Here is a 25,936-nt window from a genome sequence, read left to right as displayed (position 1 = left end):
CAAATATATCCTTTTTAAACGAACTCTGACATCTACTTTCTATATATTATTATACAAATATCATACCTTTTTTAATCATCCTCTATTTTAAAAGGATAGTCACCAAACAAAACAGCCAATTTGCGTACATCATAGGTTTTTCTTGTGAATTTATTAGAAAGCGCTATAATGGTTACCTGATCTTTTGGTAAAGTAATAAATGCCGATGTGTTACCATGCCACCAGCCGTTGTGGAAATAGAAATTTTGTCCGGTTGGCCAATTAATCATTCGGATACCTAAACCATAATTCTTAGTTCCTTTGCGTTCATTGCTATAACCATGATACACTTGTTTTAGAAGTGTTGGATTTAAAAATTCAGCTGAATTTCGTGCACGGTCAAATTTTAATAAATCTCTGGGTGTCGAATAAATGTTTTTGTCACCATAAATAGCATCTAAATGATCTAACCCTATTTCGACTTTGTTTCCTTTATAAGATGGAACAGCAGTTTTCTTGTCTTTCTCATAATCATAAACATAGGTATTTTTCATCCCCAGTGGTTTAAAAATCATCTCGCTCATAGCTTCCTTGAAAGACAATTGGGTGATTTTTTCAATTACCAATGCCAAAATGGCGTAATTCGTGTTGCAATAACTAAATCGGGAATCGGTTTTAAATTCTAAATCGATGTCTTTGGTAACCAGTAAATTCAGGATGTCTTTATTGGTAAGAATGTCATGTCTGTCCCAAATTTCTTTTTTATCAGTAAAATAAGAATAATTACGTATTCCGCTTCGGTGATTCAATAATGTTTTAATGGTTACTTCTGGATAAGGAAACTCCTTTAAAATGGTGTTTATTTTTTGATTTAAATCTATTTTTTTTCCATCAATCAATAGTAATATGGCCGTAGCGGTAATTACTTTACTTACTGACGCAAGATGCAATGGAGTATTGGTTGTAATTTTTGTTTTTGATCTAAAATTTGCGAAGCCTTCATATTTTTCATAAATAATTTGACCATTCTTTGCAACAAGAAAACTTCCGTTAGCACTTTGATTTGGCCATTTTTTATTATAAAAAGAAGTTACCTCTGCTTTTTTAGAATTTATGTATGCGGTTGTTGGTATTGATGACTCCTTTATTAAAGGTTTCATTTTAGGTAATGTGTCTTCTACAAAACTCTCCTCTTTTGCTTTAGAGTTAGTCTCATCTTTACATGACCCCAACACGAGCAATAGAAGTATTATTTGTAGTATATTTGTTTTTTTTAGAATAATCATTTTTGGTGGTACTATTATCGCAAATATATAGAATCAATCTCTTTTGAGTTCTATTTTTTTTAAAACTTAACAACATTTTATTACGACTTTAGAAATGAATAGTTGTAATTTTTTGGGAGTCAGTATCTAATAGTTTTTAAAAACAATTATTTTTTTAAAAAGAATCACAATTTAGTTAAATATGTTATATTTGTAACAAATATCGCGTATAAAGTTATATAAAGCCAAAACATTAAATAGCAGTAATAAATATGAAATTCGGAATTATAAAAGAAAGAAAGAGTCCACCGGACAGAAGAGTGGTATTTTCACCTGATGAATTGGTCAAATTAAAAGCGCTTTATCAAGATGCTTCAGTGAAAGTGGAAAGTTCTGATATTCGAATATTTACTGACGAGCAATATACTAATTTAGGTATTGAAGTGTCAGAAGACATGAATGACTGTGATGTTTTATTTGGTGTTAAAGAAGTTCCTGTTGAAAGTTTAATTGCTGATAAAGCGTATTTCTTTTTTTCACATACAATAAAGAAGCAACCTTATAACAGAAAACTATTACTGGCTGTTCTTGATAAAAAAATTGATTTATACGACCATGAAACTATTGTAACTGCTGAGAATCGCAGATTAATTGGTTTTGGGAGGTATGCAGGTATTGTTGGTGCTTATAATAGTATTCGTGCCTTTGGAATAAAATTTGAATTATTCAAATTACCAAAAGCGGAGACTCTATCGGGAAGAGAGGAATTGATTTCGCAATTAAAGCGTATTGTTTTTCCCCCAATAAAAATTACAATCACGGGTTCTGGAAAAGTTGGGAATGGTATAAAAGAAATTTTGGATGCTATAAAAATAAAAGAGGTTTCTGTTGATAATTTCCTTACAAAAAACTATGCGCAACCAGTTTATACACAGCTTGATGTTTTAGATTACAACAAGAGGTTAGACGGAAGAGTATTAGATACTAAAGATTTTTATAAAAATCCAACGGAATATGTTTCTGATTTTGAACGTTTTTCAAAAGTTTCGGATATTGTAATTACGGGACATTTTTATGGAAATGACGCACCAGCAATTCTTACTAGAGAAATGCTTCAATCTAAAGATTGTAAAATAAAAGTAGTGGGAGATGTTTCTTGTGATATTGATGGTCCTATTGCTTGTACACTTAGAGCTTCAACAATTGCAGAACCAATATACGGATATTTGCCTTCTGAGCATAAAGAAGTGGATGTTTTTCATCCTGCAGCAATTGTGGTTATGGCAGTAGATAATTTGCCTTGTGAGTTGCCAAAAGATGCTAGTGAAGGTTTTGGGCTTATGTTTATGGAGTATGTGATTCCAGCATTTTTTAACGGCGATAAAGACGGAATATTGGATAGAGCAAAAATGACCGATAAAGGAAAGCTAACTCCTAGATTCAGTTATTTACAAGATTATGTAGACGGGAAATAATTAAGGTTATTAAATAGGAGGTGGACTTCGACAAAAGTTTAATTTTTCGAATAAATGAGACTCAATTTAAACATAGAAAACCCTGCAATGGCAACATTGCAGGGTTTTTATCTCATAACTCATAATTATTTTATCTTCCCTACCATATCTTCTGGTTTTACCCAAGAGTCAAATTCATCAGGAGTTAGATATCCTAATCGTATCGCTTCTTCTTTTAGAGTTGTTCCGTTTTTGTGAGCGGTTTGTGCAATCTCAGCTGATTTATAATAACCTATTTTAGTGTTTAAAGCGGTAACTAACATCAATGAGTTATCAACTAATTCTTTAATTCGTTTGTAGTTTGGTTCTATTCCTTGAGCACAATGTTCCTCAAAAGATAAACAAGCATCGCCTAACAAGCGTGCCGACTGCAAGAAGTTAGCCGCCATTAACGGTTTGAATACATTAAGTTCATAGTGACCCTGCATTCCTCCAACAGTAATAGCCACATCGTTCCCCATCACTTGAGCACAAACCATTGTTAGCGCCTCGCATTGTGTTGGGTTTACTTTTCCAGGCATAATTGAGGAACCAGGTTCGTTTTCGGGGATAATAATTTCTCCAATTCCAGAACGGGGTCCGGAAGCCAACATTCGGATGTCATTGGCAATTTTGTTTAGTGAAACAGCCAGCTGTTTTAAAGCACCGTGTGTTTCGACTATGGCATCGTGAGCAGCTAGGGCTTCAAATTTGTTTTCGGCTGTGATAAATGGCAATCCAGTGAATTCTGCTATGTATTCGGCTACTTTTATGTCGTAGCCTTCAGGGGTGTTTATTCCTGTACCTACTGCAGTTCCTCCCAAAGCGATTTCTGATAAATGGGCTAAAGTGTTTTTTAAAGCTTTTAATCCATAGTTTAATTGAGCTGTATATCCGGACAATTCCTGACCCAAGGTTAGGGGAGTAGCATCCATAAGATGCGTACGGCCTATTTTTACAACACTCTTATATTCGTTTGCTTTTGTATCTAATGTATTTCTTAGTTTTTCAATGGCTGGAATAGTGTTTTCTACTATAACTTTATACGCTGCGATATGCATTCCTGTTGGGAAAGTGTCGTTTGAAGACTGTGATTTATTAACATCATCATTAGCCTTAATAAATTGTTCTCCTTCTCCTATTGCAAAGCCTTTTAAAACTTGGGCCCGATTAGCAATTACTTCATTTACGTTCATATTGCTTTGCGTACCGGAACCGGTTTGCCAAATTACCAATGGAAATTGATCGTCTAGTTTTCCTGCCAGGATTTCGTCACAAACCTCTGCAATGGCGTCACGCTTTTCGGTTGTTAAAACACCTAAATCACAATTAGTATAAGCTGCAGCTTTTTTTAAATAAGCAAAACCTTTGATTATTTCCTTTGGCATTGATGCCGTAGGACCTATTTTGAAATTGTTTCTGGAACGTTCAGTTTGTGCACCCCAGTATTTATCTGCGGGAACTTGTACTTCACCCATTGTGTCTTTTTCTATTCGGTATTTCATTGTAGAAGGATGTATTAGGATAATATATTTTTGGGAAAGAGCGCTATTTTAGTGCTCTTTTTTTAGCCCCGATTACTTCACTTGATTTCTATTTTCATTGGTGTTCAGTGAACTTCGTTTGAAGTGAAAACCCTTATATGCCTTTTTCTGGCATATAAGAATGTAACGATAGCGGGAAATAGCTCCATAAATTTACGAATAATTCCTTTTTAATTAAAATTGAACTGGTTTTTTATTGCCAAGAAAAAATATTAGACCTACATTTGTGGCTACATTCAAAAATTCCGGAAAACATGTTTGAATTTTCACAGTATTTAGGCTTTTTACTTTTCTTAACCATTCTTACTATAGGATTTTGGTTAATGTTCTTCTTAGTAGGTTTCGTTCAGTATTGGATTGGCGGAGCTTTATGGGAAATGTACAAAGAAAGAAAAGCAAAGAAAGAAGAATCACTTTAAAAGTTAATTTGATTTTTACATAAAAAAAGGACCCGTTTTACGAGTCCTTTTTTTTTATCCTTGAAAGTCATTATCACCTTCATTTTGCATTTTCTTAGGTTGTTTTTCCCTTTCGTTTTTCTTCTTATTTATTCTGTAAGTGAAGGAAAGGCTGAACTGTCTCACTCTCCATTGCATTTCAGAATAGGAATTAACGATTCCAGGAATATTAGCTTCCATCATTCTTTTTCTAGTGTTAAATACGTCACTGATGTTGAATGAAAGTGTTCCTTTGTCTTTTAAGACGTCTTTACTAAAGGCTAAGTTTGCAGCAAAAATCCCTAAACGTTTCCCTTGGGCACTAGATTCAGGTCCATTATAACTAACATTAGTTTGCCAGTCTATTTTATAAGGTAAATTTATTTTGGATGTTATTCTTGATGACCAAGTTGTGGCAACATTATCAAAATCTTGAGTAATAAGGACGTTACTTGAATTTGTATAAACAAAATCACCTTGAGTTTCATTTCTAAAGAAATTGAAGTTTCCATTTAATTTCCACCATTTATAAGGAGAATAATTTAATGTAAATTCAAAACCTGCTCTATATTCAGTAGCTAAATTTATTGGTGAACTAATGATAATAGGTATTCCGTTTACAAAATCACCAGATTCTCTCCTAGCAAACTGAAAAGCATCCGTCGTTTTGTTTACGTATACAGAAGTATTAAATGTTAGGTTATCCCAACGCTTGATGTAACCCAGATCTATGGCATCAGTAAATTGAGGGTTTAAATCAGGATTACCTACGAAGATATTAATGTTGCTGGATAAGTTGTTGAATGGATTAATCATTCTCCCTCTAGGTCTGTGAATACGTTTACTATAGCTTATAGATGTGCTGCTTTTATCTGATATTTCATAGGTAAAGAATGCACTAGGGAAGAAATTGTTGTACTTTTTTGTGTTAAAGTCACTTGTAACCAATTGATTAATGTCAATATTTGAATCTTCCCAACGTAAACCAAAAAGAGCTGAAAATTTATTGACTTTAAAGCCATACTGGGAGTAGAATGCATTTACTGCCTCTTTGTATTCTAAAATATTAGTGAAATTAGGATTAGAAACACCATCATTTTTAACTTGATAATCAGTTGTTAGATTAGTGAAATCACCACGATAACCCGCTTCAAATTGGCTTCCTTTTCCAAATGGAAGAACATAATCCATTTGGATTAAATTTCTGTTTTGATCTTGATTATTAATGGTAGCGTCAAGTTTTAGTTGATTTGAATTTGTAGCTGAATCATTAATTAGCGCTGTGTTTATTTCATCATTTGTTGAAAACGAACCGTCAATTGTTAATTTGTGACCTTCCTTTTTAAAGTTTTTAGTGTAGTTAGTAGAAAAGTCTATGCTTTCACTGTCACTATCTTCTCTATTAATACGATTTCTGGTATAATCATAAACATTGTTAGCATTGAAATAATTTTGAAATACGTCGTCAATATTGTCTCCGTTACTTTTTCTATAATTAAAAGTGTTAGTCCAAGATGATGATTTATCTAAATATAATTCCATACCAAAACTTCCATTATACCCTTTACTGTATCTGTCGTTTTCTCTTGACTCGTTAACGTAATTTCTAGTGATATTATCAGGATTTAGGTATTCTGAATTAGTTAAGGCGTTTCCAGGACTGTTCCTGTAATTATATCCTTGAGTTGTGAAAAGATTAAATTTTTCAGCTTTATAATTAAAACTACCGCTTAAGCCATGGTTGTCAGGATAACCAGTAGAAGCTATTATTGTTCCGTTTAAACCTTGATTTTTTCCTTTTTTTAGAATAATATTTAATATTCCTCCACCACCTTCAGCATCGTATCTTGCGGATGGATTAGTAATAACCTCTACTTTTTCAATTGCATCAGCAGGAATTAATCGAAGTGCATCAGATATATTAATGGCGTTTGATGGTTTTCCGTCTATAAGTACTTTTACATTTTCGTTACCTCGAAGACTTACTTTACCTTCCACATCAACTGAAACTGAAGGGATATTGTCTAATACATCGCTTACCGTTCCTCCTTTTACCATAAGGTCATTCCCTACGTTATAGACTTTTTTGTCTAATTTTATTTCAACAGTAGATTTTTCGGCACGAATTACAACTTCATTTAATAGCTGTGCATCTTCAACCAAAGCTATTGTTCCTAAATTGATGCTTTTTTGAATAATCTGTTGTTTTATTTCTGTTGGTTTGAATGAAATAAATTCAATCTTGATGGAATAAACACCTGGAAAGGCTTCCACATCAAATTCTCCTTTTGGATTAGTGATCCCACCGGCAATAGCTTTGGGGTTTTTAGGATTTATTAAGGTAATAGTTGCGTATTCTAGCGGTTGGTTGCTTATTTTATCAATTACTTTTCCTGTAATTCTAATTTTTTCTTTTGCTGGTGGACCAGATTGCGCAAAATTGCACAGGAAAGTAAATAGAAATGTTAATGTAACGACAAATTTCATTCTTTTTTGCATTAGTTAGGGTTTAAATTATCCAACTTGGACTGTTTGAATCCAAATAGGTTTAAAAAGGAAATCATAAAAATCTGTTAAAATAATTAAAATTACTTACAATAGATCTCGGAGTTTTTCTTGATCTCTGGCAATAAAGGCTTTGTCTTCTTTTATTACAATTGGCCTTTCAATAAGAATAGGGTTGGTTATCATAGCCTGAATGATTTCATCATCAGTCATCTCCTGGTTTTTGAATTTTTCGATCCAAATACTTTCTTTTTGTCTAACCAATTCGATTGGCTTAAAATTTAATTTTTTCAAAAGGGAAACCATTTCTTGAAAAGTAGGTGGTTGTTCCAGATATTTAATAATTTCAAATGACTCGCCAGCATCTTCAATAAAAGCTAAGCAATTTCTTGACTTTCCACAACGTGGATTATGGTATATTTGTATCATTAGTGTGTTTGTTATATTTTTAATTTTAAATAGACTTTGATGTAACAAAAATAGCTTTTGATAACTTATATTTAGGTATATAATTAAATTATAAAAGATGTTTATAGAACAAGGAGTGAGTCCAGAGAATAAGTTTTGGAAATATATTGTAGGTATTGTATTGATTTTGACGGCTTCATTTATAGGTCAGATCCCCATTTTGGCTGGTTTTTTTTATGAAACTGCTGTAAACGGAAAGCAGTATCCAGCAAATGAAACAGAGATGATGCGTTTTTTTGAACCAAATCTGACTTTGTTTTTAATTTTGATTTCATTTGTGTTTACTTTAGTTGCTATTTATTTTGTGGTTCGCTATTTACATAATCAAACGATGTTATCTGTAACTACATCAAGGTCCAAAATAGATTGGAACAGGGTGTTTTTCTCTTTTTCAGTATGGTCTGCATTTACGATTATATCTACAGTGTTATTTTATTACTCTAATCCGGCTGATTTTGTGGTTAATTTTAAGCCTGTTCCGTTTGCCATATTAGTTGTAATAGGCGTGTTCTTGATCCCCATTCAAACCAGTACGGAGGAATACATTTTCAGAGGGTATTTAATGCAGGGTTTTGCTAATCTTGTAAATAACAAATGGTTTCCTTTGTTAATGACTTCAGTTATTTTTGGTGCTATGCATTTGTCTAATCCCGAAGTAGTTAAAATGGGAAACATCATATTTATATATTACATAGGGACAGGATTGTTTCTAGGGATTATCACTTTAATGGACGAAGGAATAGAGCTTGCTTTAGGTTTTCATGCCGCTAATAATCTGGTGGGAGCTTTGTTAATTACCTCAGATTGGTCCGCTTTTCAAACGCATTCTATTTTAAAAGATATCTCAGAACCAAAGGCAGGATTAGATGTTATTTTACCTGTATTAGTAATTTACCCAATTCTTATTTATATATTTAGTAGAAAATACAATTGGTCTAACTGGAAAGAAAAATTAACTGGTAAAATTGAATAGAACACATTATACAATTAATAAAAAACGATAATAATGAGAGTGATAACTTATGAGAACGTACATAATCGTTTTAAACTGAATGGGTATAAAATGAATCGATTTGATTTATGTATTATAGCTAATTCTTTGATAAAGGAAGGAGCCGAGTTTGAAATTGCAGCTGGTAAGTTTATTTTGGATTGGTTTGATTCTAAAACTCATATAAATTTAAAAACTTCAGGTACTACAAGCGAACCTAAAATCATTCAAATTAGCAAACAGGCTATGGTAAATTCCGCTTTAGCAACGGGTGATTTTTTCGAATTAAAGCCAGGTGACAAAGCTTTACTGTGTTTGTCTACAAATTATATAGCCGGAAAAATGATGCTCGTGAGAAGTATTATACTAGGGCTGGAAATCGATGTTATTTCTCCTAGTTCATTTCCATTGTTGAATAATAATAAATGGTATGATTTTGTAGCGATGGTTCCTTTACAAGTTCAAAATTCGATTTCCGAATTGAAAAATGTAAATAAAATAATTGTTGGTGGAGCTAAAATGAATAAATCATTGGAAAATAAGCTTTCGGATGTTTCTTCAAAAGTTTATGAAACTTATGGAATGACTGAAACGATTACACATATTGCTGCTAAAAAAGTAGGAGAGGAGGCATTTAGTTTACTGCCGAATATTCAGATTTCACAAAACGACAAGAACTGTTTAGTTATAAATGCGCCAAATATTTCATTAGAGCCAATCATAACGAATGATTTGGTCGAAATAATAAATGATAATCAATTCCTTTTTTTAGGTCGTATAGATAACCTTGTTAATAGTGGTGGCGTCAAACTAATTCCCGAGCAAATAGAAGAAAAGCTTTCGACAAAAATTCAATCAAGATTTTTTGTTGCTGGAATCCCAGATGATGAATTGGGCGAAAAATTAGTGCTTATTATTGAAGGAGAGAATGATACTCTGGAGAAAACTGTGTTTGAAGTGCTGGATAAGTATGAAAAACCAAAAGAAGTGTTTTTTGTTTCTAAATTCATTGAAACTGAGAATGGTAAAATAAAAAGGAAAGAGGTATTAGCCAGTATTTTGTAAAATTAAAAGATAAAAGCATCTTGAGACTCAAGAGGCTTTTATCTTTTATTTATTTTTCTAATTTAAAATAATAATCAGCGGAGTTTTTTCCGCTTCCATAGAATAAGAAAAAGCTACATAATCCCAATGTTAAAAGTGCTATTATAAGATTTTCAGAATGCATTTCACCCATAAAATTAACGATAACAGCTCCAATTAGAATTGGTAATTGAGCTATTATTGCCCATCTGGTAAGCAACCCAAATACAATCATAATACCACCTATCATATGTGCGGGTGCTATATAATGTATGAGAAACATTCCACCGCCAATTTTATCAATTGGCGAAATGAGCTCTACTAAATATTGTATATTCGTTATAAAAGAAATACCTTTTATAAATAAAAAAACACCAAGAGCAATTCGCAATAAATCTACTGATAAATAAGTGTGGGCATTGGCCCATTTATTTAAGTTTTTCACGTTGTTCATGTCACTTATGTTTAGGGTTTACTATACTAAGTTAGTGATTTTTAAGGTAATAGGACTTGTTTTTATAAAAAAAACAAGATGTTGTAAACTTTATTTTAACATTAGTATTGAAAAAGTTAATATCTTCGTTAGAGTTCTGAGTAAAAGAGTTTTTGAATAATATCCTGATTTGATTTTAATCTATTAAATAATTCTCCAGAAAGTCTGTTTTTTAACTCCCCTTTTTATTAAAACAATAATTAAATTTTAGTCCAAGGGTATTTTCTGCATGTCCATGTGCTACGAAATTTGTCAAACATAAGGATATGTTGAGTTTGTTTTTAACTAAATATTTCCCAACATATATCCCAGAACACCAACCAAATGGAGTTGGCCCGTTAAATTCAGATACAAAACCAAGTCCAATATTAGGGTCTTCGTCAGAACGGGCATAACCTATTCCGGATTCAGCTCCCAAGCTCCAATTTGAATTTAAATTAAATTGGATATTAGGTTTAATGCTAAATAAACTAAAATTTCTATATAGTGCTCTTTCTTTTATTGTACTATCAGGAGGTACTTCCGGATGGTTTTTTTTAGTGAATCGATAATCATATTCGACTCTAAAACCAAACTCTGTAGTTGATGTAATCTTTTCTGCTATTCTTAAGTTGGCACCTATTGCAAGTCTGTGTGAGCGATACATTTCTATATGAACGGGTAATGACACATTAAAACCCACTTCAATTATAGTCGGGTTATTTGGATCCTGATTTGTGATCTTTTCAGGCTTTACTTGTGCTTTAATTTGCTGTGTAAATAAAAAAGACAGCCCTATGTATAAAAGTAAAATTTGTTTCATTATATATTAATTTGAAATTATCTAAATAAGAAAAATCTTTTTAAATGAATTAAACTAAAAATATTAATAAACTGATAAATAGGTTTTTGTAAAGACTTAGGAGTAGGTCGAATACTATATAAAGGTACGTAAAAAACTAGTTGTGCCCCGATGATTAAGAATCATTTAAGAGGGAGTGTTAAAGAAATTGTATAAAATTATTACTTTATTATATTATTTTTTTACTTTTCAATTGTATTTGAAATTTCAGATTTGTTGGAGTTAATTTCATTTAAAATCCAATTCATTTCCGGATCAATTCCTTTTATTCGATCTTCAAGTGTTGGTGTTATTTCTTTGTCGGGATAAACACCATGGCCATCAATTACTGTTTTATGAAAAGGCGCTACAAGCATTAATCCTATCTTCATTGAAATAGCGCTTTTGGGAAGTTTTATATCAGTCATTCTTCCTGCGACTGTTCCATTATATGCACCGCCAGTTTCCTCACCTACAAAAAAAGCTCTTTTAGAACCTTTTAAATTTGAAGAAATTATACTTGAAGCAGAGAAACTACCTCCGTTGATAAGGACATATATGTTTCCCTTAAAAGCATCTTTTTTTATTTTATGAGGTTTTGTTTCCGTAGGGTAAACATAGCTTCCTTCTTTGTTTTTATGTACTGCAAAAAAGATATATGGATAATAAAAAGGTATGGTAAATTTCAATAAAAAAGGCAATCCTGTCAACGGATTACTTTTAAACATACTCGTTTTTGACGCTACTTCTGACTTATCTAAAAAGACAAAAGTGGAATCTGATAAATAGGAATATAAATCAGCTATTTCAGCAAGTCTGCCTCCTCCATTATTTCTTAAATCAATAATCAATGTTTTTGAATTATTATAATCAATTTTACTGAAGGATTCCTCGTAAAACCGTCTATAATTCCCGTTTGAAAAACTTCTAATTTTAATTACGGCAATACTGTTGTCTTTTTCTATAAACCGCAGGTTTCTATTGTTTGTTTTGGTATCCGGATTGTAACCAAAAGTGTTTTTGTCCCTATCGTCTGCTTTCTTTTTAGCTTTCTCGAATGCAGTGAGTTTCTTTTTAATTTCTTTTTTTGGTTTAGTGGTATCTACTACTTTTCTAATAATGGACACCAATCTTTGTTCGTCATTATAATTGAAACTGTATTTTAAACTATCTTGAAATCCATTTTTTAGCGTGTAGGCGCCTGAGAAATAATCAGGTAATTTTTTTGAAATAAAAGTTTTATTGTAACCATCAGATGAGAATTCTTTTTCATACTCCTTAAATAAGTCGTCAATACTTTCATTATTGATCGCTTCAACTTCTGAACCAATTTTCACAGTTTCATCGTATGATTTGTTTTTTACAACATACAATTTATCGTTGAAAATTTCAAAATCAAATTGTGTGAATGGGCTTGTACCTTTTTTTATAAAGGCTTTTTTTTCTTTTTTCGTCCTTTTCTTAGTGGGTGGAGAAATAGATATGTGTCCCTGTTTTACAGCCGAAACCACAGGACTTAATTTTTTGTAAAACTCGAAACTTGTTAGTGGCTTTGTAATACTGGTTTTAAGACTGTCAAACTTATAATCAAGTTCTTCTTTACTAATATACCAATAAAGTTTTGGGTGCAGTTTTTGTAATTTTTTATAAGTGAAATCAACATCTGCTTTTAGATTTTGTACAGAAATTAAATTATTCAAATGTTCATTATGCCTTTTTGTAGATGTACATTGTACAAAAAAGACTATTGCTAAAACTAAAAAAACGAATTTTTTCATAATTCCAAAACTAACTTATTGTTACAATATTAGGATTTAGGATCTCCTTTATATTGGATGCGATAAATATAAAAAAAAATAGCAGGCTGTAAAAGGAACAACCTGCTATTTGTAAACTATTTGGATGTAATTTATACTTGAATCACTCCTAGATTAAATTTCTTTTCAATAGGAGCGTGATTTGCTGCTTCAATCCCCATAGAAATCCAAGTTCTGGTATCTAAAGGATCTATAATAGCATCAGTCCATAATCTTGAAGCGGCATAATACGGAGAAACTTGTTCGTCGTATCTCGCTTTTATTTTTGAGAATAATTCGGCTTCTTTAGCTTCATCAACAATTTCTCCTTTAGATTTAAGCGAAGAAGCTTCTATTTGGGCCAATACTTTTGCTGCTTGTGTTCCTCCCATTACGGCAAGTTCAGCACTTGGCCAGGCAAAAATCAATCTAGGATCAAATGCTTTTCCACACATCGCATAATTACCGGCACCATATGAATTACCAACAATCACTGTAAATTTTGGAACTACTGAATTACTAAGGGCATTAACCATTTTGGCACCATCTTTTATGATTCCGCCTTGTTCTGATTTTGAACCCACCATAAATCCGGTAACATCTTGAATGAATACCAATGGTATTTTTTTCTGATTACAATTTGCTATAAATCGTGTGGCTTTATCAGCACTATCAGAATAGATAACACCGCCAAATTGCATTTCTCCAGTTTTAGTTTTTACCACTTTTCTTTGGTTAGCAACAATTCCAACAGCCCAACCGTCAATACGGGCATAACCTGTTAAAATCGTTTGGCCATAGCCGTCCTTATAAGCTTCGAACTCAGAATTATCAACAAGACGATTGATGATTTCCATCATATCATATTGTTCGTTTCTGGCTTTTGGTAAAACTCCAAATAATTCTTTTTCGTCTAAGGCTGGTTTTACGGCTTTAATTCGGCTGTATCCAGCTTTATCAAAATCACCTATTTTATCAACTATATTTTTTATTTTGTCTAATGCGTCTTTGTCGTCTTTGGCTTTGTAATCTGTAACTCCTGATATTTCGCAATGTGTTGTTGCTCCACCCAATGTTTCGTTATCGATGCTTTCGCCAATGGCTGCTTTAACCAAATAACTTCCAGCCAGGAATATACTTCCTGTTTTATCAACAATAATAGCTTCGTCACTCATAATAGGTAGGTAAGCTCCACCAGCAACACAGCTTCCCATAATAGCAGAGATTTGTGTAATTCCCATACTACTCATTTGAGCATTATTTCTAAAAATACGTCCAAAATGTTCTTTATCCGGGAATATTTCGTCTTGTAATGGTAAGTAAACTCCAGCGCTATCTACAAGATAAATAATAGGCAATCTATTTTCCATTGCAATTTCTTGCGCACGTAAGTTTTTCTTTGCTGTTATAGGGAACCAGGCACCTGCTTTTACAGTAGCGTCATTTGCAACTACGATACATTGTTTTCCTCTAATATAACCTATTTTTACGATTACTCCTCCAGAAGGACAACCGCCATGCTCTTTGTACATTCCTTCACCTACAAAAGCTCCAATTTCAATGCTTTTAGCTTTTGGATCAAGTAAATAATCAATACGCTCGCGGGCAGTCATTTTACCTTCGTTATGCAATTTTTGGATGCGTTTTTCGCCTCCGCCTAATTTTACTTGCCCAAATTTTTGTTTTAAAGCTGAAAGTAAAAGTTTATTGTGATCTTCGTTTTTATTGAAGCTTAAATCCATGTGTTATAGTGTTTGAAGAAATAGACGGCTAAAATACAAAATCTTCTGAAATATATTCAGTGTAATTGATAGAATAGAATCTGTTTTTTATGTTTGGATTGTTATATCAACAATAAAACAGTAGATAGCTACTGTTTTATTGTTGATTTAGTTGTGAAAGCGAAGTTATTTTTTAGAATCGTTAACGAGCCTTTTCAAAATAGCCCATTGTCTGAGTGCGTCTCTCGCATCAATTGCAGGATAGCCAAGCATTGTTTTTCCTGCTGCAATATCTCCAGTAACACCAGAACCTGCGCCTACGATTGCTCCGTCACCTATGGTTGCGTGGTCTTTAATAGAAGCGCTTCCGCCAATGATTACTCCGTTTCCTAAAGTCACTGAACCAGCCAATCCACTATGACCTGCCATAATACAAAAACGTCCCAGTTTACTGTTATGACCAATTTGTACTAAATTATCAATTTTACATCCGTCACCTAAAACGGTAGAACTGAATTTTCCTCTGTCAACACAAGAATTAGCGCCAATTTCAACACCGTTTCCGATGATTACATTTCCTATTTGAGGTACTTTAACCAAGCCTCTTTCTGGATCTGGACGAAAACCAAATCCATCTGCTCCAATAGTAGCGTTAGGATGAATTATACAATCATTTCCTATATGGCAACGCTCTCTAACTACTGCTCCTGACCAAATAATTGTGTTTTTCCCTATGCTACATTCATCAAGAATGGTAACATTAGGATATAGTACGGCATTATCTCCAATAATAACTTTTGGACCTATATAGCAACCAGCACCAATTTTCACTCCATTACAAATGATTGCTGTTTCATCAACAACAGCTGTTGGGTGAATAGCTACATTAAATAAAGGTGTAGGAGGTGCATAAAGTTCCAATACTTGAGACATAGCTAAATCCGCATTTTTAACTTTTATAAAAACCCTGTTATCTCCTGGTTCTATAGAGATATCTTCATTAACAACTGCAGCGCAAGCTTTAGAAGTTGCCCAGAATTTTTCGTATTTTTTGTTACCAATAAATGTAATTTCAGTATCGGAAGCAATTTCTATTTGTTCTGGTGCGGTAATCTTGTTTATGGTATTACCTACAATGACTCCTTTCAGAATATCATTTATTTCTTGGATTGAATAGGATTTCATTAATTAATTGGTTTAGTTACATTATGGAAGTCAAATAAAACAATTTAGTGTTGTAATTCCTAATATTTTAAGATTCGGAATGGATAAGATTAACTTTATTTCTATTTATAGGAGAAAGTAATTTATTAATGCTCTACCTTTTAAAGGTATTATACTATTTATAGAAATTATAATAGGTAAGGTGTCTTGTTCAAAAATATAAAAAACCCGACAATTTTTCATAAAACTGTCGGGTTTGAATTTATTAAATGAATTTATGAGTCTTCTTCTTTTTGCCCCATCATCATTAAATATGCTTTTAGAAATTCGTCTATTTCACCGTTCATAACGCCGTCTACATTGCTGGTTTCATAACCAGTTCTAACGTCTTTAACTAATTTATAAGGTTGCATAACATAGTTTCGTATTTGCGAACCCCATTCTATTTTCATTTTTCCAGCTTCAATATCGCTACGTTGTTCCTGCTGTTTTTTAAGTTCTATTTCATAAAGTTGCGAACGTAACATTTGCATTGCCCTGTTTCTGTTATCGTGTTGGGACCGCGTTTCTGAACATTGAATCTGAATTCCAGTTGGTTTGTGAGTCAACTGTACTTTAGTCTCAACCTTATTCACATTTTGTCCACCGGCACCACTAGAACGAGCTGTTACAATGTCGATATCGGCTGGATTAATTTCAATTTCAATAGTATCATCGACAAGTGGATATACATAAACCGAAGCAAACGAAGTATGTCTTTTAGCATTACTGTCAAAAGGAGATATTCGTACTAATCGGTGTACACCGTTTTCACCTTTTAGGTAACCAAAAGAATAATCACCTTCAATTTCCAGAGTCACTGTTTTTATTCCTGCAGCATCTCCTTTTTGGTAATTGAGTTCTTTGATTTTGTAGCCATATTTCTCGGCCCACATCATATACATACGCATAAGCATTTCAGCCCAATCGCAACTTTCTGTTCCACCTGCACCAGCTGTTATTTGTAGAACAGCACTCAAACTATCACCTTCTTCCGAAAGCATATTTTTGAATTCAATGGCTTCGATATGATTTTCAACAAGTGTATATTGATCGTCAAGTTCCTCAACAGTCAATTCGCCTTCTCGATAAAACTCATAGGCTAATTGCAATTCGTCAGTCATTTCAACTGCTTTATCGTAATCTTCTATCCATTTTTTCTTGTTTCTTAGATTCTTAACAATTAGTTCAGCTTCCTTTGCATTGTTCCAAAAATCAGGTGCAAAAGTCTTTTCTTCTTCGTTGGAAATCTCAATTAGTTTGGCATCAACGTCAAAGATACCTCCTCAACGCACCAAGGCGCTCTACAATACCTTTTATTTGTTCGGTAGTTGTCATAAATTATGTAATTTTGTGTGACAAAAATAATAAAATATAAATAGAGACACGTTTTATGGTGTCTTTAAAAACAATATAAAATCAATACATGGAAATAAATTTAATAAGCGATACTGTTACTAAGCCTACCTATGAAATGTTGCAATATATGTTTAATGCCCAGGTGGGTGATGATGTTTACAAACAAGATCCAACAGTTATTGAATTAGAAGATACTATTGCTCAAATATTTGGTATGGAAGCGGGTTTGTTTTTCCCTTCAGGAACAATGGCTAATCAAACGGCTATAAAATTGCATACTCAACCAGGTGAACAGTTAATCGCTGATAAATATGCACATGTTTATAATTATGAAGGGGGTGGAGTTTCTTTCAACAGTGGAGTTTCTTGTTGTTTATTGGATGGAGATCGCGGTATGATAACAGCGGACCAAGTAGCTGGGGCAATCAATGACCCCGAGTTTTATCATAGCCCATTAACAACTTTAGTATGTGTTGAAAACACAACTAATAAAGGGGGTGGAGCCTGTTATGAATTGGAAGATTTACAAAAAATAAAAGAAGTTTGTGATGCTAATAATTTAAAGTTTCATCTTGACGGTGCTCGAATTTGGAATGCTTTAGTAGCTAAAAAGCAAGATCCTAAAGCCTTTGGTAAAATTTTTGATACCATATCAGTTTGTTTGTCAAAAGGACTTGGTGCACCTATTGGGTCTGTTTTGTTAGGTGATAAAGCGACTATTCACAAAGCGCTTAGAATTAGAAAAATTTTAGGCGGAGGTATGCGTCAGGTTGGTTATTTAGCTGCTGCAGGACTTTATGCTTTAGAAAATAACATAGGACGTCTTGCTGAGGATCATCGAAGAGCCAAAGAACTGGCTGCTGTATTGAGTAAAGTGAGTTGGGTAGCCTCAGTTGAACCAGTTGAGACTAATATTTTGATTTTCTCATTAGTGCCTAATTATAGTGAGCAGCTTTTAATTGAGAAATTAAAGCAAAAAAATATTTCTATAAGTTCTTTGGGCTTTGGCAAGCTTAGAATTGTTACGCACTTAGATTATAGAGAGGTAATGCATAATTATGTGTTAGAAACCTTAGAGAAAATGTAACTTGACTATAAAATTTAAGGTTTAAAGTTTTAGTGTTGACTAAAACTTTAAACCTTAAACATTTTTTATTTAAACAAATCATCCATTCCTGGAATCATTGGCATATCCATTTTGGTAACCGCATCTAATTCAGCCTGATTCACACTTGATGCTTTTTCAATGGCTTTATTCATTACCAAGATCAAATAATCCTCCAGTTGTTCTTTGTCTTCTAGTAAACTATCATCAATTGTGATTGATTTTATTTTGGTATTAGCACTCAATGTTACTTTTAATAAACCATCATTACTTTGTTCGTCTATTAAAACACTGTCCAATCTCTTTTTTGTTTCTTCTATTTTTTGTTGGGTATCCCTAAGTTTTCCCATCATTCCCATTAAATCCATTTTTATAATTTTAAATTTATAAATTATTGATTTACAAATTTAATACATTGTTGAATCATTATCAATAAAAGTTTAATCAAAAACATATTCATCCTAAGTAGTCTTTTTGTTATTTTTGCAACTACTTCCACAAAAATGAAGCTCTAGAAATGATAGAAAACATACAGCCACCAGTTGCTAAAATTATCCCTACAATATTTGAAAAATTCGGAGATATAAGAGTCGATAATTATTTTTGGATGAATAACAGGGAAAATCCAGAGGTTATTGATTATCTTAATAAAGAGAATGAGTATTATCATGAAATGACTGCTCATACTAAAGATTTTCAAAAAGAATTGTACGAGGAAATGAAAGGCAGAATCAAGGAAGATGATGAGTCAGTTCCTTATTTATATAATGGTTATTATTATATTACTCGTTTTGAGACGGGTAAAGATTATCCTGTTTATTCTCGTAAAAATGGTAGTCTAGATGCAAAAGAAGAAATTATGTTCGATTGCAACGAAATGGCTAAGGATAAAAAATATTTCAAATTGAGTGGATTAAGTATCAGTACTGACAATCAATTTGCTACTTATGCTATTGATGTAGTAGGAAGACGAATCTATACTTTATACGTTAAAAATCTTTTAACTGGAGAGATTTATGCCGACAAAATAGAAAATGCCACAGGAAATTCAACTTGGGCAAATGACAATAAAACGATTTTTTACACAAGACAGGACGAGAAAACGTTGCGTTCTGATAAAGTTTTTAAACATAAACTTGGAACCGATTCATCAGAAGACATACTTGTTTATTTTGAAAAAGATGATACATTCAATGTTGGTGTTGGTAAAGAAAAATCAAAAAAATATTTAGTAATAGGTTCTTCAAGTACTTTGACTACGGAGTATAGAACTTTATTAGCTGATAAGCCAGAAGGGAAATTCAAAGTTTTTCAAAAACGAAAAAGAGGATTGGAATACGATATTTCTCATTATGAAGATAGTTTTTATATTGTAACCAATAAAGACAAGGCGACCAATTTCAAATTGATGAAAACTCCTGAAATAGCTACTTCAATGGAGAATTGGGTTGATATAATCCCACACAGAGACGATGTGTTAATTGAGAATATAGAGATATTTAAAGACTATTTAGTTGTTGAAGAGCGATCTAATGGTTTATGTAAGATACGTATTATGCCTTGGAGTGGGAAAGGGGAGTATTATTTACCTTTTAAAAGCGAAACTTATACGGCCTATACTTCAATAAATGTTGATTTTGATACAGATATTTTGCGTTACGGATACCAATCATTGGCCACTCCCGCTTCGATTATTGATTTCAATATGAAAACCAAAGTAAAAGATATTAAAAAAGAACTGGAAGTTCTTGGAGGTAAATTTGACAAAGATAATTATATTGAAGAACGTGTTTGGGCAACTGCAAATGATGGGACTAAAGTGCCTATTTCTATGGTTTATAGAAAAGGGTTGAAAAAAGATGGGGAAAACCCAATGTTATTATATGCCTACGGTTCATATGGACACTCTATGGATCCTAATTTCTCATCAACTCGATTAACATTGTTAGACAGAGGATTTATTTTTGCAATTGCACACATACGTGGAGGAGAAGACCTTGGACGTCAATGGTATGAAGATGGAAAATTGCTTAAAAAGAAAAATACTTTTACGGATTTTATCGATTGTTCTAAATTTGTAATTGAACAAAAATATACATCACCTGCACATTTGTATGCTGAAGGAGGTTCGGCAGGAGGATTGTTAATGGGAGCATTAATAAATATGGCACCTGAATTATATAACGGCGTTATTGCTCAGGTTGCTTTTGTCGATGTAATGACAACAATGCTTGATGACACCATTCCTTTGACAACTGGGGAATATGATGAATGGGGAAATCCAAATGTTAAAAAATATTACAATTATATGAGATCTTATTCTCCGTATGATAACCTAAAAGAGCAAGCATATCCTAATATGTATATCTCTACAGGGCTTCATGACTCTCAAGTTCAGTACTGGGAGCCTGCAAAATGGGTAGCAAAGTTAAGAACTTTAAAAAAAGATAATACTGTTTTATACCTTGACACGAATATGGATGCGGGTCATGGTGGGGCTTCAGGTAGGTTTGAAGCACTGAAAGAGTTGGCAAAGGAGTTTGCCTTTTTATTAGATTTAGAGAAAATTAAAATGTAATTAGAATTTTTTTGTTAAATTTGCCATAGTTCGAGGTTTCAATAAAATGAAACTTTGATTAACTATTTTTTTATGAGAGAAGATATAGATGCTTATAATAACGTTTTAGAATTAATAGGTAATACACCACTTATTAAACTAAACAAGGTCACCGAAAAATTAGAAGGAAACTTCTACGCAAAGGTTGAAGCTTTTAATCCGGGACATTCCTCTAAAGATAGAATTGCATTATACATAATTGAAGAGGCTGAGAGAAAAGGAATTTTAACTCCAGGTGATACTATTATCGAAACTACATCAGGAAATACTGGTTTTAGTTTAGCGATGGTGAGTATTATTAAAGGATACAGTTGTATTCTTGCAGTTAGTTCTAAATCATCCAAAGATAAAATTGACATGTTACGTAGTATGGGCGCAAAAGTTTATGTGTGTCCAGCTCATGTATCTGCTGATGATGAACGCTCTTATTATAATGTTGCTAAACGTTTGCATGAAGAAACGAAAGGTTCAGTTTATATAAATCAATATTTCAATCAATTGAATATTGATGCCCATTATAATTCAACAGGACCCGAAATTTGGAAACAAACTAACGGAAAAATTACCCATCTTATCGCTTGTAGCGGAACGGGTGGTACAATTTCCGGTACGGCAAAATTCTTGAAAGAGCAAAATCCTGATATTAGAGTTCTTGGTGTTGATGCTTTTGGTTCGGTATTGAAAAAGTACCATGAAACAAAAGAATTCGATAATGAAGAGATCTATCCTTACCGTATTGAAGGATTGGGAAAAAATTTAATTCCTTCAGCTACAGATTTTGACATCATCGATAAATTCATTAAAGTTACCGATGAAGAAAGCGCACATTCAGCAAGAGAAATCGTTAGGAAAGAGGGATTGTTTGTAGGGTATACTTCAGGGGCTGTATTACAAGCCATAAAGCAATATGCCGAAGATGGAGAGTTTGATGCTAACAGTAATGTTATCGCTATATTCCCAGATCACGGTTCACGCTATATGAGTAAAGTATTCAGTGATGACTGGATGAATGAGCAAGGATTCTTTGATAGTATCAATGAAGAGGAATCTCAAAAAATTGAAATGATAAAATAGTAACTCTATTTTTTAGATATTAAAAACTCCAGAGCAATCTGGAGTTTTTGTTTTTTTATATTTATAGAACTTTTATGATTTATTGTTCAGGTTTAATTATGATGAGTTTTCGTGAAATTATTTAGGCATAGATTTGGGATGCTACAATCAATATTATAGCGACTAAAGCTAAAAATAAACCTATGTAGTTTTTCAGGCTTATTTTTTCTTTAAACACTAAAATTCCAATGAGACTTCCAATGATAATTACTCCCATATTCATTCCTGCAAAAACGGTTGAAGGGTTCTCTGAAAATGCCTTGTGAGCTTTCAAGTAGAAGAGGATATTTCCAAAATTAAATACACCAACCAAGCCTCCTAAAAGGAAATTGATCCCTTTTAATTTTTCTTTTTTGAAAACAACTTCATAAACGACCACAGCAATCATTATAAGCAATGCAATGCAAAAAATAACCAACAATGATGTTGTGAATGCCAAGCTTGTAGTTAATGCAATTTGTTTGAATAATACGTCAATAACTCCAAATCCAATCAACACGACGGCTGGATAAATCCATTTATTACTTTTATTGTCTGATTTCTTAGAAAGAATAAGTAATAGTGCCGGTAAAGCTATTATAAAAGCAGTGATTTTTAGTGGATTAAAATCTTCTTTAAATAATAACCAAGCAGCTATGATGGGGATGAACAGCGATAGCCGTTGTGCGGCGTCTGTTTTTACGATACCCATATGTTTTATCGATGCAGCCAAAAAAAGAAAGACTGATGGCAGCAAAATACCTAGAGATATATAAATACTCCAAGGTGCAGTAGCATCTAATGTTTTTAAGTCTGGGGAGAAAGAAAAGTAACAAAGAAGCAGGGCAAAAACATAATTCCAAGTAACAATTTGTATGGTGTTAATAGTATACTTTCGAGAAATTTTGAAAATAACCCCTACAGTAACACTACATAAAATACTGAAAATAAGAAATAACATGGGTATTGATTTTGAATTTAAACACAATATTAAATAAAAAACTCCAGCTTAACTGGAGTTTAGTATATATAAGGAGGATAGATTATGCTTCTTCCATTGTATGATACACGTTCATCACGTCGTCATCTTCCTCTATTTTTTCAATTAGTTTCTCTACATCAGCCATTTCAGCTTCTGATAGTTTTTTTGTGATTTGAGGAATTCTCTCAAAACCTGAAGAAAGGATTTCTAAATTTCTGCTTTCTAATTCTTTTTGAATGGTACCAAAACTATTAAAAGCAGCATAAATTAAAATACCATCCTCGTCTTCAAATACTTCTTCGGCTCCAAAATCGATTAATTCTAATTCTAACTCTTCTGGATCAATTCCGTTTGCAGGAATCCTGAAATTACAAGTATGGTCAAACATAAATTCAACTGAACCTTGAGTTCCCATTGTTCCGTTGCATTTATTAAAATAACTACGAATATTTGCTACAGTTCTATTGTTGTTATCAGAGGCTGTTTCGATTAATATCGCAATTCCGTGTGGAGCATAACCTTCAAACAATATTTCTTTATAGTTAGCCGTATCTTTATCTGTTGCTTTCTTAATGGCACGCTCTACATTTTCTTTGGGCATATTAGCTGCCTTAGAGTTTTGGATAACTGCACGTAATCTTGAATTTGCATCAGGATTTGGTCCACCTTCCTTAACAGCCATTACGATATCTTTTCCAATTCTAGTAAATGCTTTAGCCATTGCTGACCAACGTTTCATTTTTCTACCTTTTCTAAACTCAAATGCTCTTCCCATTTCTATTTATTGTTTTGTAATGCAAAAATACAGTTATTAGTTATTTTACAAAAAATTAAACTATATTCTTTTAACGAATTTGAGTTATAATTCAATTTTTTATTTCAATGTAATGAAATCTTCTAATATTTGTATCGCTTCACCTAGGTAATGGTTTGTTTTTAAAGCTTTCAATCGTAGCTGATTATTTTCTTTATCGGGTAAATTAAAATTCAAATGTAAATTGGTTAGGTCTGAATTATAAATGTTTAAATCGAGTTTTTTACTTTCAAAAGAACTGATTTCTTCAAATAAACTATTAATTGCTTTTTGGTCATTGAAAACAGAGTCTAGTGTCATTGCTGTTTCCCTTTTAGGATTATTATTAAGGGAATTTAATTTAGTATTGATTATTTTAATTTCATTAAAATAAGAGATTGTATCAATTCTTCGATTATTTTTTAGTGCTATTTTTTGAATCAAACTTGGCTTTATATATGGTTTGATATAAATAGGGGTTTCAATACTGTCATTTTTGAAAGCCGTGATTTGATCTTTCTCTTTTTGATAAATGTTTTCATAGAATTCCGGCAGGTACACATCAGGATTTACGCCTGTTTTCTGATGGCTTTTTCCAGTAATTCTGTAAAATTTATTAATAGTTATTTTAAGAAAATGATCATCTTTATATTCTTCTAATGGACGAATAGATTGCATAGTTGCCTTTCCTAAAGTGGGAGTGCCTACCAATATAGCTCTATTGTAATCTTGCAATATCGAGGCAAAAAACTCAGATGCCGACGCTGAACTGCTATTTATCATTAAAACTATTGGGTCTTTGTATAGCATTCCAAAAAAGGGATCCTCTATAATTGTTTGTGTTTGTTTGTTGTCGATAATTATAGAAATAGGCCCTTTGTCGACAAATATCCCTGCTAATTTGATGGCTTCTTCCATTGACCCTCCACCATTATCACTTAAGTCGATAACTAAGCCCTTTACATTCTCTTTTTGTAAATTGAATATTTCTTTAGCTACATCTTCGGCACAACCTTTTCCGCTTTCTCCTTCGAAATCACCATAAAACCCCGGTATTTTTATATATCCAATTTTTTTGTTTTTTTCAACGATAAAACTGTAAACCGAATCGCTCTCGTCTTTTAATATTTTTTTTTCAATTGGCACTTCAAAATAGTTACTTGAATTTCTTTTCAATGTCAAAACAATTTCTTTATTTGTTTCTGACTGGATCATATTTGAAATAGACTCTAAGGATGAACAGGAAACCTGAAGTGTTTCTTTCTGATTCGAAATAGAAATAATCTGATCCCCTTTTTTTATTTTTCCTGTTTGGAAAGCAGGTCCTTTTGGATCTAATTCGTGAATAATAATTTCGTTTTTTTCATTAAGATTTACAACCATTCCTAATGATAATCGTTCATTAGATAAAGAAGCAACAAAACTGGATTTAGAATCATTACTAAAATAGGAAGTGTGAGGGTCAAAATAACGGCAAAAATGATTATAGATACTTTCATCATAAGATGCAGGACTTTCTAAAAGAGTGTTTATTTTACACAGTTCTTTTTGTATTATGGCGTTTTTAGAAACAATTGCCATTGCATTAAAATTAACTTTTAAAGAATCTAAATTTTTACTTGTTGAGGCGATATCATCTAATATTTCATATCTTATTTTTTTTGTCCATACTTTCTCTACTTGATTTTCCAACATATAAAAAGGAAATTGTTTTTTGTAAAATCGGATTGTATCTATTAGTTCGAAATCAATTTCACTTAGGTTGATTTTTTCTAAGACAGTCTTATTTCTCAATAAGTTGCTTTTGTATACAGTTATGATTTCCGTTAGAAAACTGCAATTTTTGTTTTTAATGTTGTCATCAATTTGCTTACGGTATTTTTGAACAAGACCATCGTATTCTGACTTAAGGAAAATATTTCGGGAAGGATCGAGTTCATCCATAAAGCTATCAAAAACAAAAACCGATAGGCTGTCGTCTATCGGTTTAGGTTGGATGTGTTCACGTAAAATTAACGTGTTTATTTTAGAAAGTATTTCACATGTTTTTACATCATTTTGAGCAAAAAGTGAAAATGTTGTGAAAAACAATATCAGTGCAGACTTTCCCATAGGTTCTTATGGCATAAATTACACTTAAATTTAGGCTATTTTTTTAAAAAAGAAGCCCAATAAAGTCATAATTTTTGA

The 25,936-nt window shown here is 32.5% G+C and carries 21 protein-coding genes; 7 read left to right on the top strand and 14 right to left on the bottom strand.

The annotated features are described in order from the left end of the window. Positions 1–71: 71 nt before the first annotated feature. Positions 72–1,265: a serine hydrolase gene (locus tag FLAK523_RS13400; RefSeq protein WP_248904334.1), complete on the bottom strand. Its 1,194-nt coding sequence runs from the start codon at positions 1,263–1,265 to the stop codon at positions 72–74. Between the two features lie 251 nt (positions 1,266–1,516). Between FLAK523_RS13400 and FLAK523_RS13395 the strand changes: the two genes are divergently transcribed. Then, positions 1,517–2,719 carry an NAD(P)-dependent oxidoreductase gene (locus FLAK523_RS13395; protein WP_248904332.1) on the top strand — a complete coding sequence of 401 codons (1,203 nt, stop codon included), beginning with the start codon at positions 1,517–1,519 and terminating at the stop codon, positions 2,717–2,719. Positions 2,720–2,844: 125 nt separating this feature from the next. On the opposite strand, the gene fumC is transcribed toward FLAK523_RS13395, so the two are convergent. Next, positions 2,845–4,242 (bottom strand): class II fumarate hydratase, encoded by a 1,398-nt coding sequence (gene fumC, locus FLAK523_RS13390; protein ID WP_248904330.1) that lies wholly within the window; start codon positions 4,240–4,242, stop codon positions 2,845–2,847. Between the two features lie 293 nt (positions 4,243–4,535). Here fumC and FLAK523_RS13385 point away from each other — a divergent pair, with 293 nt between their 5' ends. Continuing rightward, positions 4,536–4,700, top strand: coding sequence for a hypothetical protein (locus FLAK523_RS13385; RefSeq protein WP_248904328.1), 165 nt, complete (start codon positions 4,536–4,538; stop codon positions 4,698–4,700). Between the two features lie 54 nt (positions 4,701–4,754). On the opposite strand, the gene FLAK523_RS13380 is transcribed toward FLAK523_RS13385, so the two are convergent. Next, positions 4,755–7,217 carry a TonB-dependent receptor gene (locus FLAK523_RS13380; RefSeq protein WP_248904326.1) on the bottom strand — a complete coding sequence of 821 codons (2,463 nt, stop codon included), beginning with the start codon at positions 7,215–7,217 and terminating at the stop codon, positions 4,755–4,757. Positions 7,218–7,310: 93 nt separating this feature from the next. After that, entirely contained in the window at positions 7,311–7,652 is a 342-nt protein-coding gene (arsC, locus tag FLAK523_RS13375) for an arsenate reductase (glutaredoxin) (protein ID WP_248904324.1), read from the bottom strand. Positions 7,653–7,749: 97 nt separating this feature from the next. Here arsC and FLAK523_RS13370 point away from each other — a divergent pair, with 97 nt between their 5' ends. Next, on the top strand, positions 7,750–8,664 hold the full coding sequence (locus FLAK523_RS13370; protein ID WP_248904322.1) for a CPBP family intramembrane glutamic endopeptidase: 915 nt from the start codon (positions 7,750–7,752) through the stop codon (positions 8,662–8,664). 33 nt (positions 8,665–8,697) lie between these two features. Then, entirely contained in the window at positions 8,698–9,747 is a 1,050-nt protein-coding gene (locus tag FLAK523_RS13365) for an AMP-binding protein (protein WP_248904320.1), read from the top strand. A gap of 49 nt (positions 9,748–9,796) precedes the next feature. On the opposite strand, the gene FLAK523_RS13360 is transcribed toward FLAK523_RS13365, so the two are convergent. From FLAK523_RS13360 to prfB, 6 genes are all read right to left on the bottom strand, one after another. Further along, positions 9,797–10,219 carry a DoxX family protein gene (locus FLAK523_RS13360; RefSeq protein WP_248904318.1) on the bottom strand — a complete coding sequence of 141 codons (423 nt, stop codon included), beginning with the start codon at positions 10,217–10,219 and terminating at the stop codon, positions 9,797–9,799. 211 nt (positions 10,220–10,430) lie between these two features. Next, positions 10,431–11,060, bottom strand: a complete 630-nt coding sequence (locus tag FLAK523_RS13355) for a hypothetical protein (protein ID WP_248904316.1) — start codon at positions 11,058–11,060, stop codon at positions 10,431–10,433. A gap of 221 nt (positions 11,061–11,281) precedes the next feature. Continuing rightward, positions 11,282–12,778, bottom strand: coding sequence for a S41 family peptidase (locus FLAK523_RS13350; RefSeq protein WP_248904314.1), 1,497 nt, complete (start codon positions 12,776–12,778; stop codon positions 11,282–11,284). 209 nt (positions 12,779–12,987) lie between these two features. Then, positions 12,988–14,616: an acyl-CoA carboxylase subunit beta gene (locus tag FLAK523_RS13345; protein WP_248904312.1), complete on the bottom strand. Its 1,629-nt coding sequence runs from the start codon at positions 14,614–14,616 to the stop codon at positions 12,988–12,990. A 165-nt stretch (positions 14,617–14,781) separates the two neighbouring features. Continuing rightward, complete coding sequence (lpxD, locus tag FLAK523_RS13340; protein WP_248904310.1) at positions 14,782–15,780, bottom strand: UDP-3-O-(3-hydroxymyristoyl)glucosamine N-acyltransferase; 999 nt, start codon at positions 15,778–15,780, stop codon at positions 14,782–14,784. Positions 15,781–16,034: 254 nt separating this feature from the next. After that, positions 16,035–17,136, bottom strand: a protein-coding gene (prfB, locus tag FLAK523_RS13335) for a peptide chain release factor 2 (protein ID WP_248904307.1) whose coding sequence is annotated in 2 segments (ribosomal slippage) — positions 16,035–17,072 and positions 17,074–17,136 — 1,101 coding nt in all. Because the reading frame shifts where the segments join, the coding sequence is not laid out codon by codon here. 88 nt (positions 17,137–17,224) lie between these two features. On the opposite strand from prfB, the gene FLAK523_RS13330 reads away from it, so the two are divergent. Next, positions 17,225–18,244 carry a low specificity L-threonine aldolase gene (locus tag FLAK523_RS13330; RefSeq protein WP_248904305.1) on the top strand — a complete coding sequence of 340 codons (1,020 nt, stop codon included), beginning with the start codon at positions 17,225–17,227 and terminating at the stop codon, positions 18,242–18,244. Between the two features lie 65 nt (positions 18,245–18,309). On the opposite strand, the gene FLAK523_RS13325 is transcribed toward FLAK523_RS13330, so the two are convergent. Further along, the gene (locus FLAK523_RS13325; protein ID WP_248904303.1) at positions 18,310–18,630 is read right to left on the bottom strand and encodes a YbaB/EbfC family nucleoid-associated protein; all 321 of its coding nucleotides are present in this window, start codon (positions 18,628–18,630) and stop codon (positions 18,310–18,312) included. A gap of 149 nt (positions 18,631–18,779) precedes the next feature. Between FLAK523_RS13325 and FLAK523_RS13320 the strand changes: the two genes are divergently transcribed. Further along, complete coding sequence (locus tag FLAK523_RS13320) at positions 18,780–20,840, top strand: S9 family peptidase (protein WP_248904294.1); 2,061 nt, start codon at positions 18,780–18,782, stop codon at positions 20,838–20,840. Between the two features lie 72 nt (positions 20,841–20,912). Next, positions 20,913–21,953, top strand: coding sequence for a PLP-dependent cysteine synthase family protein (locus FLAK523_RS13315; RefSeq protein WP_248904292.1), 1,041 nt, complete (start codon positions 20,913–20,915; stop codon positions 21,951–21,953). 121 nt (positions 21,954–22,074) lie between these two features. On the opposite strand, the gene FLAK523_RS13310 is transcribed toward FLAK523_RS13315, so the two are convergent. The 3 genes from FLAK523_RS13310 to FLAK523_RS13300 all read right to left on the bottom strand — a co-directional run bounded on the left by FLAK523_RS13310 (position 22,075) and on the right by FLAK523_RS13300 (position 25,858). Continuing rightward, complete coding sequence (locus FLAK523_RS13310) at positions 22,075–22,932, bottom strand: EamA/RhaT family transporter (RefSeq protein ID WP_248904290.1); 858 nt, start codon at positions 22,930–22,932, stop codon at positions 22,075–22,077. A gap of 82 nt (positions 22,933–23,014) precedes the next feature. Further along, complete coding sequence (locus tag FLAK523_RS13305; protein WP_248904288.1) at positions 23,015–23,728, bottom strand: YebC/PmpR family DNA-binding transcriptional regulator; 714 nt, start codon at positions 23,726–23,728, stop codon at positions 23,015–23,017. Between the two features lie 99 nt (positions 23,729–23,827). After that, positions 23,828–25,858, bottom strand: coding sequence for a S41 family peptidase (locus tag FLAK523_RS13300; protein WP_248904286.1), 2,031 nt, complete (start codon positions 25,856–25,858; stop codon positions 23,828–23,830). Between the last annotated feature and the right edge of the window lie 78 nt (positions 25,859–25,936).

The sequence above is a fragment of the Flavobacterium sp. K5-23 genome, assembly GCF_023278045.1.
GTDB lineage: Bacteria > Bacteroidota > Bacteroidia > Flavobacteriales > Flavobacteriaceae > Flavobacterium.
The sequence above is the reverse complement of the archived record's forward strand: the minus strand, read 5'-3'. Positions and strand labels throughout refer to the sequence as shown.

Bases quoted from the DNA above. Each gene is read 5' to 3' on its own strand.
- FLAK523_RS13400 (WP_248904334.1), bottom strand. From the start codon at position 1,265: ATGATTATTCTAAAAAAAACAAATATACTACAAATAATACTTCTATTG.
- FLAK523_RS13395 (WP_248904332.1), top strand. From the start codon at position 1,517: ATGAAATTCGGAATTATAAAAGAAAGAAAGAGTCCACCGGACAGAAGA.
- fumC (WP_248904330.1), bottom strand. From the start codon at position 4,242: ATGAAATACCGAATAGAAAAAGACACAATGGGTGAAGTACAAGTTCCC.
- FLAK523_RS13385 (WP_248904328.1), top strand. From the start codon at position 4,536: ATGTTTGAATTTTCACAGTATTTAGGCTTTTTACTTTTCTTAACCATT.
- FLAK523_RS13380 (WP_248904326.1), bottom strand. From the start codon at position 7,217: ATGCAAAAAAGAATGAAATTTGTCGTTACATTAACATTTCTATTTACT.
- arsC (WP_248904324.1), bottom strand. From the start codon at position 7,652: ATGATACAAATATACCATAATCCACGTTGTGGAAAGTCAAGAAATTGC.
- FLAK523_RS13370 (WP_248904322.1), top strand. From the start codon at position 7,750: ATGTTTATAGAACAAGGAGTGAGTCCAGAGAATAAGTTTTGGAAATAT.
- FLAK523_RS13365 (WP_248904320.1), top strand. From the start codon at position 8,698: ATGAGAGTGATAACTTATGAGAACGTACATAATCGTTTTAAACTGAAT.
- FLAK523_RS13360 (WP_248904318.1), bottom strand. From the start codon at position 10,219: ATGAACAACGTGAAAAACTTAAATAAATGGGCCAATGCCCACACTTAT.
- FLAK523_RS13355 (WP_248904316.1), bottom strand. From the start codon at position 11,060: ATGAAACAAATTTTACTTTTATACATAGGGCTGTCTTTTTTATTTACA.
- FLAK523_RS13345 (WP_248904312.1), bottom strand. From the start codon at position 14,616: ATGGATTTAAGCTTCAATAAAAACGAAGATCACAATAAACTTTTACTT.
- lpxD (WP_248904310.1), bottom strand. From the start codon at position 15,780: ATGAAATCCTATTCAATCCAAGAAATAAATGATATTCTGAAAGGAGTC.
- FLAK523_RS13330 (WP_248904305.1), top strand. From the start codon at position 17,225: ATGGAAATAAATTTAATAAGCGATACTGTTACTAAGCCTACCTATGAA.
- FLAK523_RS13325 (WP_248904303.1), bottom strand. From the start codon at position 18,630: ATGGATTTAATGGGAATGATGGGAAAACTTAGGGATACCCAACAAAAA.
- FLAK523_RS13320 (WP_248904294.1), top strand. From the start codon at position 18,780: ATGATAGAAAACATACAGCCACCAGTTGCTAAAATTATCCCTACAATA.
- FLAK523_RS13315 (WP_248904292.1), top strand. From the start codon at position 20,913: ATGAGAGAAGATATAGATGCTTATAATAACGTTTTAGAATTAATAGGT.
- FLAK523_RS13310 (WP_248904290.1), bottom strand. From the start codon at position 22,932: ATGTTATTTCTTATTTTCAGTATTTTATGTAGTGTTACTGTAGGGGTT.
- FLAK523_RS13305 (WP_248904288.1), bottom strand. From the start codon at position 23,728: ATGGGAAGAGCATTTGAGTTTAGAAAAGGTAGAAAAATGAAACGTTGG.
- FLAK523_RS13300 (WP_248904286.1), bottom strand. From the start codon at position 25,858: ATGGGAAAGTCTGCACTGATATTGTTTTTCACAACATTTTCACTTTTT.